The sequence below is a fragment of the Mesorhizobium sp. SEMIA396 genome (assembly GCF_024518615.1).
GTDB lineage: Bacteria > Pseudomonadota > Alphaproteobacteria > Rhizobiales > Rhizobiaceae > Mesorhizobium.
Genome location: NZ_JANIFC010000005.1, coordinates 354,138 through 369,651, shown reverse-complemented (window position 1 = coordinate 369,651; position 15,514 = coordinate 354,138). Strand labels below are relative to the sequence as shown.

At 62.2% G+C, this 15,514-nt stretch carries 16 protein-coding genes; 6 read left to right on the top strand and 10 right to left on the bottom strand.

Annotation, left to right across the window (positions count from 1 at the left end; all coding sequences use genetic code 11):
• Nucleotides 1-4 precede the first annotated feature (4 nt).
• The 4 genes from NP503_RS15635 to NP503_RS15620 form a co-directional block, all read right to left on the bottom strand.
• Nucleotides 5-808 carry an ABC transporter permease gene (locus tag NP503_RS15635; protein WP_127268194.1) on the bottom strand — a complete coding sequence of 268 codons (804 nt, stop codon included), beginning with the start codon at nt 806-808 and terminating at the stop codon, nt 5-7.
• Nucleotides 801-1,721, bottom strand: coding sequence for an ABC transporter permease (locus NP503_RS15630; protein ID WP_127268193.1), 921 nt, complete (start codon nt 1,719-1,721; stop codon nt 801-803). The genes NP503_RS15635 and NP503_RS15630 overlap by 8 nt, the downstream gene beginning before the upstream one ends.
• Nucleotides 1,721-2,815, bottom strand: coding sequence for an ABC transporter ATP-binding protein (locus tag NP503_RS15625; RefSeq protein ID WP_127268192.1), 1,095 nt, complete (start codon nt 2,813-2,815; stop codon nt 1,721-1,723). The genes NP503_RS15630 and NP503_RS15625 overlap by 1 nt, the downstream gene beginning before the upstream one ends.
• Before the next feature lie 141 nt (nt 2,816-2,956).
• On the bottom strand, nt 2,957-4,636 hold the full coding sequence (locus NP503_RS15620) for an amidohydrolase (RefSeq protein ID WP_127271425.1): 1,680 nt from the start codon (nt 4,634-4,636) through the stop codon (nt 2,957-2,959).
• 260 nt (nt 4,637-4,896) lie between these two features.
• Between NP503_RS15620 and NP503_RS15615 the strand changes: the two genes are divergently transcribed.
• The 4 genes from NP503_RS15615 (at nt 4,897) to NP503_RS15600 (ending at nt 8,642) form a co-directional block, all read left to right on the top strand.
• Nucleotides 4,897-5,553 carry a TetR/AcrR family transcriptional regulator gene (locus NP503_RS15615; protein ID WP_127268995.1) on the top strand — a complete coding sequence of 219 codons (657 nt, stop codon included), beginning with the start codon at nt 4,897-4,899 and terminating at the stop codon, nt 5,551-5,553.
• A 26-nt stretch (nt 5,554-5,579) separates the two neighbouring features.
• Nucleotides 5,580-6,611 (top strand): histone deacetylase family protein, encoded by a 1,032-nt coding sequence (locus NP503_RS15610; RefSeq protein ID WP_127268994.1) that lies wholly within the window; start codon nt 5,580-5,582, stop codon nt 6,609-6,611.
• Nucleotides 6,612-7,164: 553 nt separating this feature from the next.
• Entirely contained in the window at nt 7,165-7,875 is a 711-nt protein-coding gene (locus NP503_RS15605; protein ID WP_127268993.1) for a helix-turn-helix transcriptional regulator, read from the top strand.
• Nucleotides 7,872-8,642, top strand: coding sequence for a response regulator transcription factor (locus NP503_RS15600; RefSeq protein ID WP_127271428.1), 771 nt, complete (start codon nt 7,872-7,874; stop codon nt 8,640-8,642). The genes NP503_RS15605 and NP503_RS15600 overlap by 4 nt, the downstream gene beginning before the upstream one ends.
• Nucleotides 8,643-8,676: 34 nt before the next feature.
• Here the strand turns inward: NP503_RS15600 and NP503_RS15595 are convergent, their stop codons facing one another.
• Genes NP503_RS15595 through motA form a run of 6 tightly spaced genes read right to left on the bottom strand, consistent with a single transcriptional unit; the run spans nt 8,677 to nt 13,515 of the window.
• Nucleotides 8,677-9,114: a hypothetical protein gene (locus tag NP503_RS15595; RefSeq protein WP_127268991.1), complete on the bottom strand. Its 438-nt coding sequence runs from the start codon at nt 9,112-9,114 to the stop codon at nt 8,677-8,679.
• Nucleotides 9,111-10,193, bottom strand: coding sequence for a flagellar biosynthesis protein FlhB (gene flhB / locus NP503_RS15590; protein WP_127268990.1), 1,083 nt, complete (start codon nt 10,191-10,193; stop codon nt 9,111-9,113). The genes NP503_RS15595 and flhB overlap by 4 nt, the downstream gene beginning before the upstream one ends.
• 9 nt (nt 10,194-10,202) lie before the next feature.
• On the bottom strand, nt 10,203-11,213 hold the full coding sequence (locus tag NP503_RS15585) for a flagellar motor switch protein FliG (protein ID WP_127271430.1): 1,011 nt from the start codon (nt 11,211-11,213) through the stop codon (nt 10,203-10,205).
• Between the two features lie 43 nt (nt 11,214-11,256).
• On the bottom strand, nt 11,257-11,643 hold the full coding sequence (gene fliN, locus NP503_RS15580; protein WP_023809994.1) for a flagellar motor switch protein FliN: 387 nt from the start codon (nt 11,641-11,643) through the stop codon (nt 11,257-11,259).
• Between the two features lie 16 nt (nt 11,644-11,659).
• Complete coding sequence (locus NP503_RS15575) at nt 11,660-12,607, bottom strand: FliM/FliN family flagellar motor switch protein (RefSeq protein WP_127269588.1); 948 nt, start codon at nt 12,605-12,607, stop codon at nt 11,660-11,662.
• A 32-nt stretch (nt 12,608-12,639) separates the two neighbouring features.
• A complete protein-coding gene (gene motA / locus NP503_RS15570; protein WP_127271433.1) occupies nt 12,640-13,515 on the bottom strand; it encodes a flagellar motor stator protein MotA in 876 nt (291 codons plus the stop codon).
• A gap of 146 nt (nt 13,516-13,661) precedes the next feature.
• Between motA and NP503_RS15565 the strand changes: the two genes are divergently transcribed.
• The gene (locus tag NP503_RS15565; protein WP_127269590.1) at nt 13,662-14,783 is read left to right on the top strand and encodes a DUF1217 domain-containing protein; all 1,122 of its coding nucleotides are present in this window, start codon (nt 13,662-13,664) and stop codon (nt 14,781-14,783) included.
• 7 nt (nt 14,784-14,790) lie between these two features.
• Nucleotides 14,791-15,513 (top strand): flagellar basal-body rod protein FlgF, encoded by a 723-nt coding sequence (gene flgF, locus NP503_RS15560; protein WP_127269591.1) that lies wholly within the window; start codon nt 14,791-14,793, stop codon nt 15,511-15,513.
• Nucleotide 15,514: the final 1 nt, after the last annotated feature.

The following is a 15,514-nucleotide window of genomic DNA, read 5'->3' as shown; positions in this document are numbered from 1 at the left end:
TTGGTTATGGCTTGCGCCTATTGACGAAGTAGAACACGGTTACGAGCACCACCGACAGCGCAAGAAATACCGTGGCGATCGCATTGATTTCCGGGCTCGTTTCGCGCCGCAACTGGCCGAGCATGTAGGTGGGCAGCGTATCCTGGCCGCCGGACTTGACGAATTCGGTGATGACCACATCGTCGAGCGAAATGACGAAGGCGAGCATGAAGCCCGCGATGATGGCCGGCCTCAAGAGCGGCAGCGTCACGAAACGGAAGGCTTTCCAGGGCGTGGCGTATAGGTCGGCGGCTGCGCGCTCCAGCGTCAGGTCCATGCTGTCCAGCCGCGCCCGGATCGGCAGGTAAGCGAACGGGATGCAGAAGGCGGTGTGGGCGGCGATCAGGTAACCGAGTCCTGAGTAACCGGTCCAGACCTTGATGCGCGAGAACACGATCAGGAGCGCGACGCCGGTGACTATCTCCGGCACCATCAGCGGCTGGTTGATGAAGGCGTATTTGAAGGTAAGGCCGGGATAGGGCCGCGTGCGGGTCGTGGCCAGAGCAGCCATGGTGGCGGCGATCGTCGATAGCGCGGCGGCCGAGACTGCCAGCACGAGCGAGCGGACGGAGGCGTCCTGCACAGCCGAATTGTGCCAGGCCGAAATAAACCAGCGCAGTGAGACGCCATCCCAGCGCGAAAGCGAATCCGCCGTGTTGAACGAATAGGTGACGAGCGCCGCGATCGGCAGATAGAGCGCGAAGAAGGTCAGAAGCGCCATGAACCCGAAGCCGGGTTGCGCCTGGATGTCGAACGGACGCTTAGCCATGGGCTCCCTCCGACCGGGATGCGTTGCGCACGTAGAACAGGAGCGCGATCATCACCAGCACCATGAGCGTAATTGAGATGGCCGCGCCAAGCGGCCAGTTACGGCCTGCGCCGAACTGCAGTTCGATCAGGTTGCCGAGCATCATGTTCTTGCCGCCGCCCAGCACCCGCGGAATGACATAGGCGCCAAGCGAGGGAATGAAGACCAGTATCGAGCCGGCTATGACGCCGGGCTTGATCAACGGGAAGACGATGCGGCGCAGAACCTGCCAGCGACCGGCGTAGAGGTCATATCCGGCCTCGACCAGCCGGAAGTCGAGCTTCTCCATCGAGGCGTAGATCGGCAGCACCATCAGAGGTAGGTAGACATAGATCATGCCGAGCAAGATGGCCGCGTCGGTATTCATGATCTGCAGCGGTTGCTTGATGATGCCGAGCGCCATCAGCGCGGTGTTGACCAGCCCTTCGTTGCGGATCACCTGCTGCATGGCGAAGGTGCGGATCAGGAGATTCGTCCAGAACGGAATGGTGACGAGGAAAACCCAGACCTCGCGCGTCTTCGGCGGTCGCGTGGCGATGAAATAGGCTGTGGGGAAGCCGAAGAACAACGTCAGCACGGTGGTGTAGAACGACAGGCTTATCGAACGCCAGAAGATCGACAAATGCGCATCGGCGAAGGCCAGAGTGTCGTCGAAGATGTCGCGCTGCAACAGCACCGACAGCCAGCCATCGGTGGAGAATTTCCACACCACGCCGCCATAGGGCCCCGGCGTCAGGAAGGAATAGATCACGACGATCAGCAGCGGGCCGGACGCCGCCAGGAAGATGATGATCAGTGCCGGCGCCGACAGCACCCACCGATCGCGGATATCTCTGCGTTCGGCTTCCTTGGCGACTTCTTCCGCGCTCGCCATCAGTCCCTCACCACTTGCGCGGCGTCATTGCCGATCACGATGCCGACCTTGTCGCCGCGCTCGAAGCCGCAACCGGCGCTGCGCGTGTTCTGCTGGCGCACGGTGAAGACCTCGCCGCTGTCGAGCCGCACATGTATATGAGTGTCGGTGCCGAAATAGACGATGTTGTCGACAGTGCCGGACAATTCGCCCTTGTCCTTGGTCAGCTTGGCATGCTCGGGCCTCACCACCACGGTGGCGTTGTCCTTCGGCTGGAAGCCCTCGGCAACGGTCGCCTCGATGGTCGCGCCGGATTTGAGTGTGGCGCGCGCCTTGCCATTGCCGATGTTCGAGACCGCGGCGGTGAGAAAGTTGGTTTCACCGATGAAGTCGGCGACGAAGCGCTCCGCCGGCTTGTCGTAGATGTCCCACGGCGAGCCGACCTGCAGGATCTTGCCCGCCGACATCACCGCAATGCGATCCGACATCGTCAGCGCTTCTTCCTGGTCATGGGTGACGAAGATGAAGGTGATGCCGGTCTCATGCTGCAGTCGTTTCAATTCGATCTGCATGTCCTTGCGCAGCTTGAAGTCGAGCGCCGACAGCGGTTCGTCGAGCAACAGCACCTTCGGCTGCGGCGCCAGCGCCCGCGCCAGAGCCACGCGCTGCTGCTGGCCGCCGGAAATCTGGCCGGTGCGGCGGCCGGCGAGAGCTTCCATCTTGACCAGCTTCAGCATCTCGGCGACGCGCGCCTTGATCTCGGCCTTCGGCTTGCCCAGCATTTCCAGGCCAAAGCCGATATTGTCGGCCACCGTCATATGCGGGAACAGCGCGTAGGACTGGAACACGGTGTTGACCGGCCGCTTGAAGGGCGGCAGCGGCGCGATGTCCTGGCCGTAGAGCAGGATCTCACCGGCGGTTGGAAAGTCGAAGCCGGCGATCAGCCTGAGCAACGTCGTCTTGCCGCAGCCGGATGGCCCCAGCAACGTGAAGAATTCGTTCTCGCGGATAGATACCGAGACCGTGTCGAGGGCAGCTACCTGCCCCTCACCTGATCCGAAAATTTTTCTGACGTTTACTACTTCAATCGCATTCCGATCCGGTTTGTCCGGCACGATTACGCCTCACTGTTGACCCCGCTCTTGCTGGCGGAGCTCTTCCCCTGTTCGATGTGACCACATGGCCGGTGGGTTGGCAAGCCCGGCATTGGGTCACAGTTCAATCAGTCATTGAGGCCTGCAAGCCCCATGCCATAGTCAGGCCTGATAGGTGACCTTGCCGCCGCAAATCGTCGTCACCGGCCGCACCTTGTGCAGGTCGGCCGGGGCGGTGTTCTCGATATCCATCGACAAAACCACCAGATCGGCCATGTAGCCTGATTTCAGCGTGCCCTTGCGGTGCTCGGCGAATTCGGCGTAGGCGCCCTCGATCGTGTAACCGGCGATCGCTTCATGCAGTGAGAAACTCTGGTCCGGGTCTCTTTCTGCCCACGGTTTGCGCAACACTGCCGCCTGAATGCCCAGGATCGGATCGATCGGCGACACCGGCCAATCCGATGCGAAGACGACATGCGCGCCGGCATCCTTCAAGGTCCGCCACGCATAGCTCAGCGGCCAGCGCGCCGGCCCGATGCGCGATACCGTCGGCTCCAGTGGAAAATCCATTGCGCCCGGCGGATGCGGCGGTTGCATGGAGGCAATGACGCCGAGTTCGGCGAAACGCGGCACATCAGCGGTGGTGGTGACCTCGATGTGCTCGACGCGGTGACGGCTGTCGCGCTTGCCGTTCGCCTTCTGCGCCGCCTCATAACCGTCGAGCACCGCGCGCACCGCGCCGTCGCCGATCGAATGCACGGCGATCTGCAGCCCGCGTCTGTCGACCGCGACGGCCAGATCGATGAACTGTTGCGGCGTGAACAGCGGCTCGCCCACCCAGTCGAGCCGGTCGGCATAAGGCTCGACCATGACAGCTGTCCAGGAATCGAGAACGCCGTCGTAGAACACCTTGACCATGCCCGACGACAGCCATTCGCTGTTGTAGCGTTCGGCCATATCAGACGCCTTGTCGAGCATGTCGAGCGTCATGAAATTCTTGTAGTGGAACGGGATCTTGACGCGGCAGGGCAAGCCTTCCTCGGCGTCGATCTCGGCCAGCAGCTCAAGCTGATAGAGATTGCCGTCCATGTTCTGGATCGAGGTGATGCCGTGGCGGGCGCACCAGGCGAGCCCGCGCCGCATGATGTCGCGGTCGGCGTCCCGCTCCGCCGTCGTCGGCATCGGGTCCGGCTCGCCGCCGGTCGACAGCCCCAGCCGCACCCGGCCTTCGCCGGCAAGATCGAGCACCGGGCCAAAGGCCTCGCCTTCGCGCAATTCACCGGCGGCCAGACCATCGTCACCCATGACGATCTCATTGCCCGGACCAAGCGTGCGCCCCTGCAGGATGCCGGCCATTTCCAGCGCCTTGGTGTTGGCCCACATGGTGTGATGGTCGGGCGCCGCCATGCAGAACGGGCGATCGGGCAAGATGGCGTCGAGGTGATGGCGCGTCACGCGCTCGCTGCCGAGCACGGTGTAGTCGACGCCCTGGCCGACCAGCATCTTCGCGTCGGGCCGGGTCGGCGCATAGTCGCGGATCGCCTTCTGCAGCGCCTCGAAGCCATGAATACCGGTGAGTTGAAGGTGGGCAAGTTCAGCCCCGCCCGAAAACAGATGCATATGGGCTTCGATGAACCCCGGGACCACCGAACCGCCCTTGGCGTCGATGACCCTGGTGGCCGGTCCCTTGAACTCTTCGATGGAGGCGCGGCTGCCGATGGCGACGATTGCGCCATCCTTGACGGCGACAGCCTCGGCGGTGGGATTGTCGTCGTCCATGGTCTGCACGAGACCGTTGATGACGATCAGATCCGCATTGTGACCCGCACCTGTGACAGACATCGCGACTCCGCGCTTTTGACGACTGACTGGGACCGATAAACCCTCTTGTCCAACAACCTGCCACCCCACCGGAGCGACGCCATGGACGAAAAAGAATGCCAGTGCGCTGTCTTGGAAATTCCCCTTGTCATCCCGAGAGGCAGCGTGGATAAAGAATGCGACTGATTATTCGCGTTTGTCAACATGCCGAATCTGGAATGTATTGTGGACAGCAAGCTCCCACCATGTTGAGACCGGGCGGGGAACGAGGACATCGGACAGTGAAGCGCAGTCTCGATCGCAAAACCAGGATAGCGCTCGAACCGCGCAAACAGCCGCGGCAACAACGCTCCAGCAAGGTGGTCGACCGGATTCTCGACGCAGCGCTGGTCTTGACGCGGGAGCAAGGAACCAAGACGCCCACGACGCTCGCCATTGCGCAGCGCGCAGGCTTGTCGGTTGGTTCGATCTACCAATACTTTCCCAACAAGGAAGCCATTCTTCTGGACCTCGCCCGGCGCTGGCTGTCATCCTTTCCCGAGGTGATCGCCAAGCGTATCAAGGTCGCCCCGCCCACCAACCGTGAAGAGTTTCGGCGCGAAGTGCGCAAGCTCTTCATCGACACGTCCAGACTCTACCTCGAAAACGCCAGCCTGATGCCGGTGATCGAGGCCATTTCAGGCAATGCCGACCTCAGGCCGATCCAGAACGAATATGACGAGCAGATCATCGCGCTCTACGCCGCATGGCTGCAGCATGTGAACCCGGCGCTTGAAGACAAGATCGCCAGCCGGCTCGGCGTGCTGATGATGGACGTCGGGCACGCCTGCCGGCTTGTCGGGTTGAAAAGCGACCGCAAGACATACGACCTCATCGAGGATGATGTGGAAAGAATGTGGCTCGCTCTGGTGAGCCCTTATCTCAATCTTGAATCTTGACTGATTTCGCACTTCGAGAGGAATTTATGAAGACTGTTTTCTCCCCCCTTCACGCCGGCCATGCCGGCCAAATGGAACTGGTCACATCAGCCATCGTGCCGGGTTTCGAAAAGCCATCGAGGGCCGAATTCATCAAGGCACGGGTCGAAAGCGAGAAACTGGGTCCCATCATCGCGCCGCACGAACATGACCTCGCCGCCGCCAAGCGCATCCACAAATCGGACTATATCGACTTTCTTCCGACGGTCTGGCCGCAATGGCTGCAAGCAGGCCTCACGGGCACGGCGATGCCCTTCACCTGGCCGACGCGCGGCCTGCGCGGCGACGTGCCGCCAAAGCGCGTCGACGCACTGCTCGGCTATTATTCCTTCGATGCCGGCGCCACCTTCGTCGAAGGCACATGGGCTGCGATCAAGTCTTCTTACGATGTGGCGCTGACCGCCGCCGGCCTGGTCAAGGATGGCGAGGCTTCCGCCTTCGCGCTCTGCCGTCCGCCCGGCCACCATGCCGGGGCTGGCTTCATGGGCGGCTATTGCTACATCAACAACGCCGCCGTCGCCGCGCAATGGTTCCGCGACCAGGGCGCCAAACGCATCTCGATCCTCGATGTCGACTATCACCACGGCAACGGCACGCAGGAGATCTTCTACGACCGTGCCGACGTCCAGGTGCTCAATCTGCATGGCGATCCGATGGTCGAGTACCCGTTCTTCCTCGGCCATGCCGACGAACGCGGCGCGGGTGCCGGCGAAGGCTTCAACATCAACTATCCGATGCCCTTCGGCACCGACTGGGATGCATGGAACGCCTCGCTCGAGGATGCCTGCGCCAGGCTCACCGCTTATGCACCGGATGTCGTCATCGTCTCGCTGGGTGTCGATACGTTCGAGAAGGACCCGATCAGCCAGTTCAAGCTGAAGACATCTGATTATCCAAAGATCGGCCGCCGCATCGGCGGGCTCGGCCTGCCGACGCTGTTCGTCATGGAAGGCGGCTATGCCGTCGAGGAGATCGGCATCAACGCGGTCGGCGTGCTGACCGGGTTCGAGGATCGGTAAATGCCTGTCGTCCCGGAGCATCTAGCGGTTTTGGGACAACGACAGGCATAAGCAAGGGACGGCCGGGACCGGGCGGCAACATCGCCCGGTTCCCACTATCGGGCCAAGGCACCAGCCTTCGGCACGGCAACCGGCGCGCCCATCTGTTCAATGCTCCCGAGCCTGGCGAAATCGACCGGCCGCCGAAATGGCCGGCGAAGGTTTTCGCGTCCCGGTCTTCTGTTCCGAGGCGCGAAAACCGACCTCTGAGTCGCACGTGTGTCCATCGGATTCGATTTTGTCAAATCGCGTTTGATGTCAGATTCAACTGCGGGTAGATTAGACCCGAATCAGCCGGTCCTTGGGGGGCGCGGCGAACACCCAAAGTCTCTTGTTCCGGAGCTTTTCCGGCACCAGACGCGGACGGCTTCGCGTTCCCTGAATGGATTCGGGATTTGGTTCGGCGCAGCCCTGCGCCACGCGTGTGTCTTCGTCAAAGTAATGCGTATTCGGGTTTGGCGGCTGGCTTCCAGCATCCGGACAGCAGAAACGATTCCGGCCAAAAGCAACAAGAATGAGCAGTCCCGCCGCACTTCTTCAATCCGACACATTGGGCTCGCGCCTGACGTCGCGCGGCGATCTCACCAGCTTTTTCATGCAACTGACCGCCGAGATCGGCGCCGACAGCTACATGTTGGTCGCCATTGTCCACGACCAGGACCGCAACGATGCGCGCATCGTCTCCTCCAACTGGATTTTCGATGCCATCGAGCTGATCGGCAAGCGGCTGATCGCCGGGCTCGCGCAAGGCGCGCTCACCGTCGCGCCAGGTATCCGTCCACATCCGCTCGTGGCATCCCGGGCACCAGAAACAGACGGATTGATCACCGGAGAGGAAGCCCGCCTTCTCGACGTGCTCGGCCATGCCGAAATCTATTCGCTGCGCCTTAATGTCGGTCGCCAGCGCCTGTTCGCCCTGTTCTCTGCGGCGACCGCCGGCAGCATCGACCAGCCGGCGTTGATGCGGGCGCAACTGAAATGCTGCTACGCGCTCTCGCACATCCCGCAACTGATTGCCGCTGCCGCCATGCAGGATCCGTTGTCGGATCGGGAGCGCGAATGCCTGTTCTGGGTTTCCGAAGGCAAGACCACCGACGAGGTCGCCGTCATCCTTGGCGTCTCCTCCAACACCGTCAACAGCTACATCACCCACGCCATCCAGAAATTCGCGGCCAGCAACCGCGCGATGGCCATCGCCACGGCGATCAGGAGCGGCATCATTTGAAACACGCCGATATCAAGGAAACGGCCGAAGCCCTTTTCAACGAGCAGCGCAACCCGTTCGGAGCCTTCACCCTTGGCTCCGAAACCCATCACGCGGTCACCATTCCCGATGCCGTGCGCCGCTGCCGCTGGATCGCCGTTGACATGAATGCCTCGGCTTTCGGCCTCTTCTTCGTAAGCCCCTCGCCCGAGCGGGCGCGGCTCGTGCCATGCTTTGATTCCGACTATCCGGGCATTGCCGTGGCGACCAAGTTCATCTCAGGCGCCAACGGCGAGGAGATCGTGCGCCACACCCGCCTCTCGACCGAACCGCGCTGGTGGACGGATGACGGCGTCCTTGCCATGGTGGAGCTGTTTACCACTCTCGCCTGGACCGAGCAGATGGCGGCGCTGGTGCCCGGAACCAGCGGCATCGCTTTTCCCGTGCACGCCGACCGCGGCCAATGCGGTCTTGTCGTATTCCTGGGCTCGGAGATGACCTTGCAGCAGGATGCGCTCTACGAAATACACGCCCGCTGCTTTTCGCTGTTCGCCGCCGTCGCCCGCATCCGTCCGGGCGATACCGGCCGCATGCGGGCAATCTCCAAGCGCGAGCTCGAATGCCTTAAGCTGACCGCCAACGGCAACACCAGCGAAGAGATCGCGCGGCTCCTGAAACTATCGGTGCACACCGCTAACCAGTATCTGACCCAATCGACCCAGAAGCTCAACGCCGTCAATCGCAACCAGGCCGTGGCCAAGGCGCTGCGGCTGGGCTTGATCGAATAGGGGTTTTCGACAGGCAGCTCGATAGCGACCGACGTCAGCGATAGGCGAGCGGCTCGACCTTGCGGATACGCGCCTGTTCGATCACCGCCTCGAGCAGCGCCGTATTGTGCTCCGGGTCTTCGCCCGGCTTCTCGAACGACACGTAGTTGACCGCCACCGAAGCGCCGAGCTCGCTCAGCGTCAGCTGGAAATAGACGGTGACGCCGGGCGGCCTCAGTTCCAGATCGAGCACGATGCGCGGGCTGCCGCTCCAGTCGACATGCGCCTCACCACCATGGCCAAGCCGCAGAGTGCCCGGCATGAAGAACAACTCGACCGCTGAATCGACCAGGTCCGACAGGCACGCGAAATGCTCCAGCCGGATAAAGGCGATGTAGTCGGCGACATCGATCAGCCTGAGTTCCCCCACCACCTGCTCGATGGCGCTGGCGACTATGATCTCGCGAGATTTTGCGTGTGGTTGCCGGTTCATGAAATCTGTCTGCGCTCAGCCTTTTTCGAGTAGACGATCCGCACCAGTTCGGCGACGGCCTGGTAGAATTGTGACGGGATCACACTATCGACCGAAACTTGCTTGTACATGGAGCGGGCGAGCGCCACGTCCTCGAAGACCGGGATGTTGTGTTCCCGCGCGATCTCGCGGATTTTCAGCGCCACCAGATCCTGCCCCTTGGCCAGCACCATGGGTGCCGAGTCCTCGTCGCGCACATATTTCAGCGCGATCGAGAAGTGCGTTGGGTTGGCGATGATCAGCGTCGCGCGCGGCACCGCCGTCATCATCCGCTTGCGCGCCCGGTCGCGCGCCAGCGAGCGCAGCCGCGACTTGACGATCGGGTCGCCCTCGGACTGTTTGAACTCGTCCTTGACCTCCTGCTTGCTCATGCGCAGATCCTGCTTCCAGTGGAAGCGCGACCAGACGATGTCGATTGCCGCGATCAGCCCCATGACGAAGACGATCGCCACCAGGATGTCGACGGCGATGCCGCGGATGACGAGACCGAATGCGACCGGATTGGTGATCATCCCGGCGAGCAGCTTTCGGTGGTCTTCCGACAGCGTGAAGCTCAGCACGACGATGGCAAACCCGACCTTGCCGAGTGACTTCAGGAACTCGACCCAACCCTGGATGCCGAACAGCCTGTTCCATCCCTTGGCGATCGAAATGCGCGAGAGTTGCGGCCGGATCCGCTCGCCTACGAATTGCGGCATGTTCTGGAACACCGAGGCGCCGATGCCGGCGACGGTCAGCAGCACCATCAGGCTCAGGATGGCGCGGCCAACCTCGAGGAGGACGATCTTGTAGAGCGCGATGACGTCGGTCTCGGTGTCCATCGGCCAGGCTTCCGGCTTCTCCAGGAACATCGACAGGAACATGCCGAGATCGATGATCGCATCCTTGGCGTAGAAGACGGTGAACACCAGGATGGCAACGAACGAGGCAAGGAGCGCTGTCTCCCGCGAATGGGGCAGTTTGCCCTGTTCGATGGTGTCGCGGATCTTCTTTTCCGTCGCCTCTTCGGTTTTCGAATCCTTGTCGACCGCGTCAGCCATGGCGCGGCCTTAGGCGGCGTCTTGGGTCGAGGGCAGTTCGAAGGCGCCTTCGCGCGACAGCCGGATCGTCGTCGTAACGATCGTCTTGCGGGCCGCCGTGATGTCGGCGAGAGGGACCCCGTCCGAGCCCTGTCCGAGTTCGGCTTCGATCATGCGCCGCGAGCGGGCGCCGATGGCCGACAGCACCGATTCTGCGAGTGCGGCCGAAGTGCCGCGCAGGGCCAGCGTGACCAGTTCGGTCGAGAGCCCGTCGAACAGCAGCACCCGGGCTTTCTGGGTGAGCAACGGCAAGTCGTCGAAAGCAAACAGGCGAGCCCTCACACCGTCGAGATCAGGCGTGCCGGCTGCTTCCAGATCCTGCATGACCTCCTCGAGCAGCGGCTTGTCGAGTTCGTTGAGAACGCTGGCGACACGCGCCTGCCCGGCCGAGGTGTCCTTGGTCGAGGTTTCCGCCAGCACGCTGGCGCGCAGCCGGTTTTCGACGATCCTGGCGGCAGCGTCGGGAACATTGGCCATCGTCACCATGCGCTTGATGATTTCTCCACGCATCGGCTTGGTCAGTGTCAGCAGCACGTTGGCCGCCACCTGCGGCGCCAGCTTCGACAACACCATGGCCGCCGTCTGCGGATGCTCGCCGGCCAGGAAGGCACCAAGCCGCGCCGGTTCGAGCTTTTCGAGTTCGGGCCAGATCGGCGGCGGGCCTTCCGGTGCGACCTCGAATTTCTTGTCGCCCATGATCGCGCTCATCTCTTCGGGCGAGAGCGATTCGTTGAGGATGGTGTCCATCCTGTCGGCGGAATCGAGCAATCCCGCCCCTTCCGTGAACTCGGCCTCGAACTCGGCGACGATGCGCTCAAGATCGCTTTGCGGAATCGTCCGCAGCAGGCGGGCGCCCTCGATCAGGGCCTTCAGTTCTTCCTGCTTGAAGAATTTCAGCAGGCGGCTGGCCGACGGCTTGCCCATCGCCACAAGTATGGCGGCCGCCTTCTGCGCGCGGGTCAAGGTCACCGGCGTCGTCATGCCACTCGCCTCCGCTGCCACCGGCAAGCCCCGCAAACCATGTCTAGGCGCCCTTCGTGCCGGCGATGATTTCGGTCAGCCTGATGCCGAACCGCGACGGATCGCTTTCCAGCACGGTGATCTCGCCGCGCGCGATCTTGCGGCCGTTGACCACGACGTCGACAGGTTCGCCGATGCGGCGATTGAGCGCCACGGTCGACCCTTTTTGCAGCGCCATCAGATCGGAGACCGGCATCTCGGTGCTGCCGAGGATGATCTGGACATCGACGGGGATGTTCATGATCACGCTCGAATTGGCTGATGAGGCCGCCCTGAAGGCCGCATCGGGGCGTTGCTCCTCTTCATGCAGGACACCGCGCAACTCTTCGATGGCGCGATCGAGTTGCTCGTCCGGCTGGTCGAGGTCGGCTTCCGCCTTGGTTTTGGCCATGATCGTCTCCAAATGCTCAGGCGCGTCCGGCGGCAGCCGGCATCAGCCCGTCGATAAAGTCCTGCCCGGCGTCGTAAGGATGCCTGATCCGGACGGTGTAATTCTGTCCCAGTTTGCCGAACTCGCATACGAACAGCGTCTTGCCCCGTGCGCTGAGACGCGCCTGGGACTGGGCCGTTTCCTCGAATTCGATGACGTCGCCGATTTCGAAACCGGCGAGATCGCCGAGCGTCAGCCGCGCCAGCGGCATCGTGGCCTCGAGCGCCACGGTGGAGCGCATCACCTCTTCCGAAAAGCGGGCGCGCCAGCTGGGGCCGTGATCGTCGTCGCTGACAGGCACGGCTCCGTCGCGGCTGGCCAGCACGACGCGCTGCGGCATCGTCACCGTGACGGTGCCACTATCGGCCGGCGTCGAGATGCCAAGCACGATGCGGATTGCCGCGCCATCGCGCAGCACATACCGCTTCGCCTCGGTGCCGGACATCGCTCGCGGCGCGGGCAGGCGCAGGTCGAGCGAGCGCTTTCCCGATCCGTTGAGGGCCTGCGCGACCTGCTGGAACACCATGGTCGAAACATCGATTTCGATCTGCGACAGATCGCGTTCGATCGGCGATGCCGGCAGATCCGGGTCGCCGCCGAACAGCGTGCAGACCATGATCGCGATCGCCGGAGCATCGATCACCAGGGTCATCGCATCAGAGGACGCCGACGAGCCGATCACGGTCATGGCGAACGTGTCGCCGGCACGCGAACGCGCCTCGGGAACGCGGCTGACCTCGATCGCTTTGAGGTCGACGACGACCGGAACGCCAAGCTCGCTGGTCAGGCTTTTCTGCAACAGCGGTACGGCGCGTTCGGCCATGGCGCGGCCTGCGTCGATGACCTGCGCGGCCTCGCCGCTGTCGCCGACCAGACGCTCGATGATCAGCGAACGCGCTTCCGCTGGGCTGCCCGGACTGGTCATGACAGTGCTGGGACCGATCTATCGCGCATCGTTCAGGCGGCCTTCTTTTCGACGGCACCGGTATTCATCGTGCTCTGTTCGACGGCATCGATCGTCGGCCGTTCATAGGACGAGATGGTCTTGCGGCCGAACTCGATCGCTACCTGCGGCAGCGCACCGTTCATGTAGGCCAGCAGTGTCTGCTTGACGATGATATAGAGGCGGTTCTTCTTTTCGCGCACCGTCTTGATCTTGGTCGCGACCGGTCCGACCACCGAATAGGACAGGAAGATGCCGAGGAACGTTCCGACAAGTGCGGCACCGATCAGACCGCCGAGGATTTCCGGCGACTGGTCGAGCGCGCCCATCGCCTTGACCACGCCGAGCACGGCGGCGACGATGCCGAGCGCCGGCAGGCCATCGCCCACCGCCACCATCGCGTGATAGGCCTTCATCTTGTCGGACCTGATGGTCTGGATCTCTTCGTCCATCAGCGCCTCGATCTCGTGCGAGCGGGCATTGCCGATGATGATGATACGGCAGTAGTCGCAGATGAAATGCGTCAGGTCATGATTGTGCAGCACGGTTGGGAACGCCTGGAAAATCGCCGACTCTTCTGGATTGTCGATATGCGCCTCGACCTCGCTGCGGGATTTCGACCGCAGCTCGCGCATCAGCGAGTGCAGCACGCCGAGCGTCTCGAGATAGTCCTGTTCCTTCGGCACCGCCTGCTTGAAGGCTTCGAGAATGGCCTTGCCGGTGTCCTTGACCGTCTTCATCGGATTGGCAACGAGGAAGGTGCCAAAAGCCGCACCACAGATGATCACGACCTCCCATGGCTGGATCAGCACGTGAAGATGGCCGCCCATGGCCATGAAGCCGCCAAGGACGCAGCCGAGCGTTACCACCAGTCCAATCAGAATGCCCACGACAGGTCCTTCCGCATTTCACATCAGGAGCTAGGGATAGTCCCCGTGCCTTGTGTGAGGCTTGAATCGAGGGCTTGGAAGCGATTCAGTTTCGCGCAAGGAAGTAGGGGTATTGTGCCGGCATAGCTTCGGCCGGAGGCACGTCTTTGCTCAATACCTTTACGAGCTACCAGCTCATCACCAAGGACATTTCAAAATCGATCGACAGGATCGAGCAGCAGCCCGTGGTTGATCGCGACACCAAATATTATCTCGCGAATATCACCAAGGTGAAATCGATCGACGATTTCGTCAAAAACGACCGTTTGTTCAAGTATGCCATGAAGGCCTACGGGCTGGAGGACATGGACTACGCCAAGGCCTTCATGGTCAAGGCACTCAAGGAAGGCGTCTCCGATCCCGACAGCTTCGCCAACAAGCTGACCGACAAGCGTTACGCCGAATTCGTCAGCGCCTTCAACTTCGCCGCCAACGGCGCCGATGCGACCATCTACAACAAGACACAGCAATTGGTGACCAAGAACTATGCCATCCAGGCCCAGATCGCCGGCCTCGATCCCAATTCGGCCTATGTGAAGGGCGAGACGACATACTATCTTGCCAACATCACCAAGGTGAAGTCGATCGACGATCTGATGTCGAACAGCCGGCTCTACACATACGCGCTGGCGTCATTCGGTCTCGACTCGGCGACGGAGGACAAGGATCTCATCAAGCGGGTTCTGCAAGGCGGCGTCCGCGACCCCCACAGTGTCGCCAACAAGATGACGGACAAGACCTATGCCGCGCTTGCCTCCGCCTTCAACTTCGAAGCCTATGGCGAAAACACCACCACCATCAATCCGGCGCAGCAGCCGACCGTCGACAAATACATGCGCCAGACCCTCGAAGAGGATGCCGGTCAGGCCAACCAGGGCGTGCGGCTGGCGCTTTACTTCGATCGCAAGGCCCCAACCATCACCAGCTGGTATGACGTGCTGGCCGACACCGCGCTTGCCAGTGTCGTGCGCACCGTGCTCGGCCTGCCCGATTCCTTCGCCACCGCCGACGTCGACAAGCAGGCGCAGCTGTTCGAGCAAAAACTCGACATCTCGGATTTCTCCGACCCCGAGAAACTCGGCAAGTTCCTGACCCGCTTCACCAGCATGTACGAGATCAACCACCCGACTTCATCGGCCGTCACCTCGGTCAGCGTGCTATTTGCCCAGCCACTCACCGTCGGCATCTCCACCGACCTGATGATGGCCATGCAGAAATTGAGGTTCTGAGGCCATCATGCGGGACAGCCTGTACGTCGCCCTTTCGTCGCAGATCGCGCTCGAGCGGCGCCTCGACACCATCGCCGACAACGTCGCCAACGCCTCGACGATCGGCTTTCGCGCTACCGGCGTGAAGTTCGAGGACGTCGTCTCCGGCACCGGGCAGAAATCGGTATCCTTCGCCTCCCCGGGCAAGACCTACCTTTCCGGCGCCCACGGCGCCTTGAGCGAGACCGGAAATCCCTTCGATTTCGCCATCCAGGGCGATGCCTGGTTTGCCATAGAGACGCCGGTCGGCACCGTCATGACCCGCGACGGCCGCTTTTCGATGAACGAGAACGGCGAGCTGATGTCGATCGAGGGCCACCCGGTGCTCGATGCCGGCGGCTCGCCGATCCAGCTTGATCCCCGCAACGGCCCACCCAAGGCCGGGGCCGATGGTTCGTTGCGCCAGAACGATCAGCTTGTCGGCTCGATCGGTCTCTACAATTTCGACCCAGGCCCGAACTTCGTCCGCTACGGCAATTCCGGCATCGTTCCGGCACGCACCCCGGAGCCTGTCACCGACCGCTCCGATGTCGGCGTCGCCCAGGGTTTTCTCGAAGAGTCCAATGTCAATCCGGTGCTGGAGATCACCCGGCTGATCATGGTCCAGCGCGCCTTCGAGAACACCGCCGCCCTGATGCGGCAGACCGACTCGTCCACAGACGAGGCGATCAAGACGCTCGGCTCGAAATAAT

Coding starts and splice junctions, on each gene's coding strand:
- NP503_RS15630 (WP_127268193.1), bottom strand. CDS start 1,721: ATGGCGAGCGCGGAAGAAGTCGCCAAGGAAGCCGAACGCAGAGATATC.
- NP503_RS15620 (WP_127271425.1), bottom strand. CDS start 4,636: ATGTCTGTCACAGGTGCGGGTCACAATGCGGATCTGATCGTCATCAAC.
- flgF (WP_127269591.1), top strand. CDS start 14,791: ATGCGGGACAGCCTGTACGTCGCCCTTTCGTCGCAGATCGCGCTCGAG.
- NP503_RS15610 (WP_127268994.1), top strand. CDS start 5,580: ATGAAGACTGTTTTCTCCCCCCTTCACGCCGGCCATGCCGGCCAAATG.
- NP503_RS15595 (WP_127268991.1), bottom strand. CDS start 9,114: ATGAACCGGCAACCACACGCAAAATCTCGCGAGATCATAGTCGCCAGC.
- fliN (WP_023809994.1), bottom strand. CDS start 11,643: ATGGCCAAAACCAAGGCGGAAGCCGACCTCGACCAGCCGGACGAGCAA.
- NP503_RS15575 (WP_127269588.1), bottom strand. CDS start 12,607: ATGACCAGTCCGGGCAGCCCAGCGGAAGCGCGTTCGCTGATCATCGAG.
- NP503_RS15635 (WP_127268194.1), bottom strand. CDS start 808: ATGGCTAAGCGTCCGTTCGACATCCAGGCGCAACCCGGCTTCGGGTTC.
- flhB (WP_127268990.1), bottom strand. CDS start 10,193: ATGGCTGACGCGGTCGACAAGGATTCGAAAACCGAAGAGGCGACGGAA.
- NP503_RS15605 (WP_127268993.1), top strand. CDS start 7,165: ATGAGCAGTCCCGCCGCACTTCTTCAATCCGACACATTGGGCTCGCGC.
- NP503_RS15585 (WP_127271430.1), bottom strand. CDS start 11,213: ATGACGACGCCGGTGACCTTGACCCGCGCGCAGAAGGCGGCCGCCATA.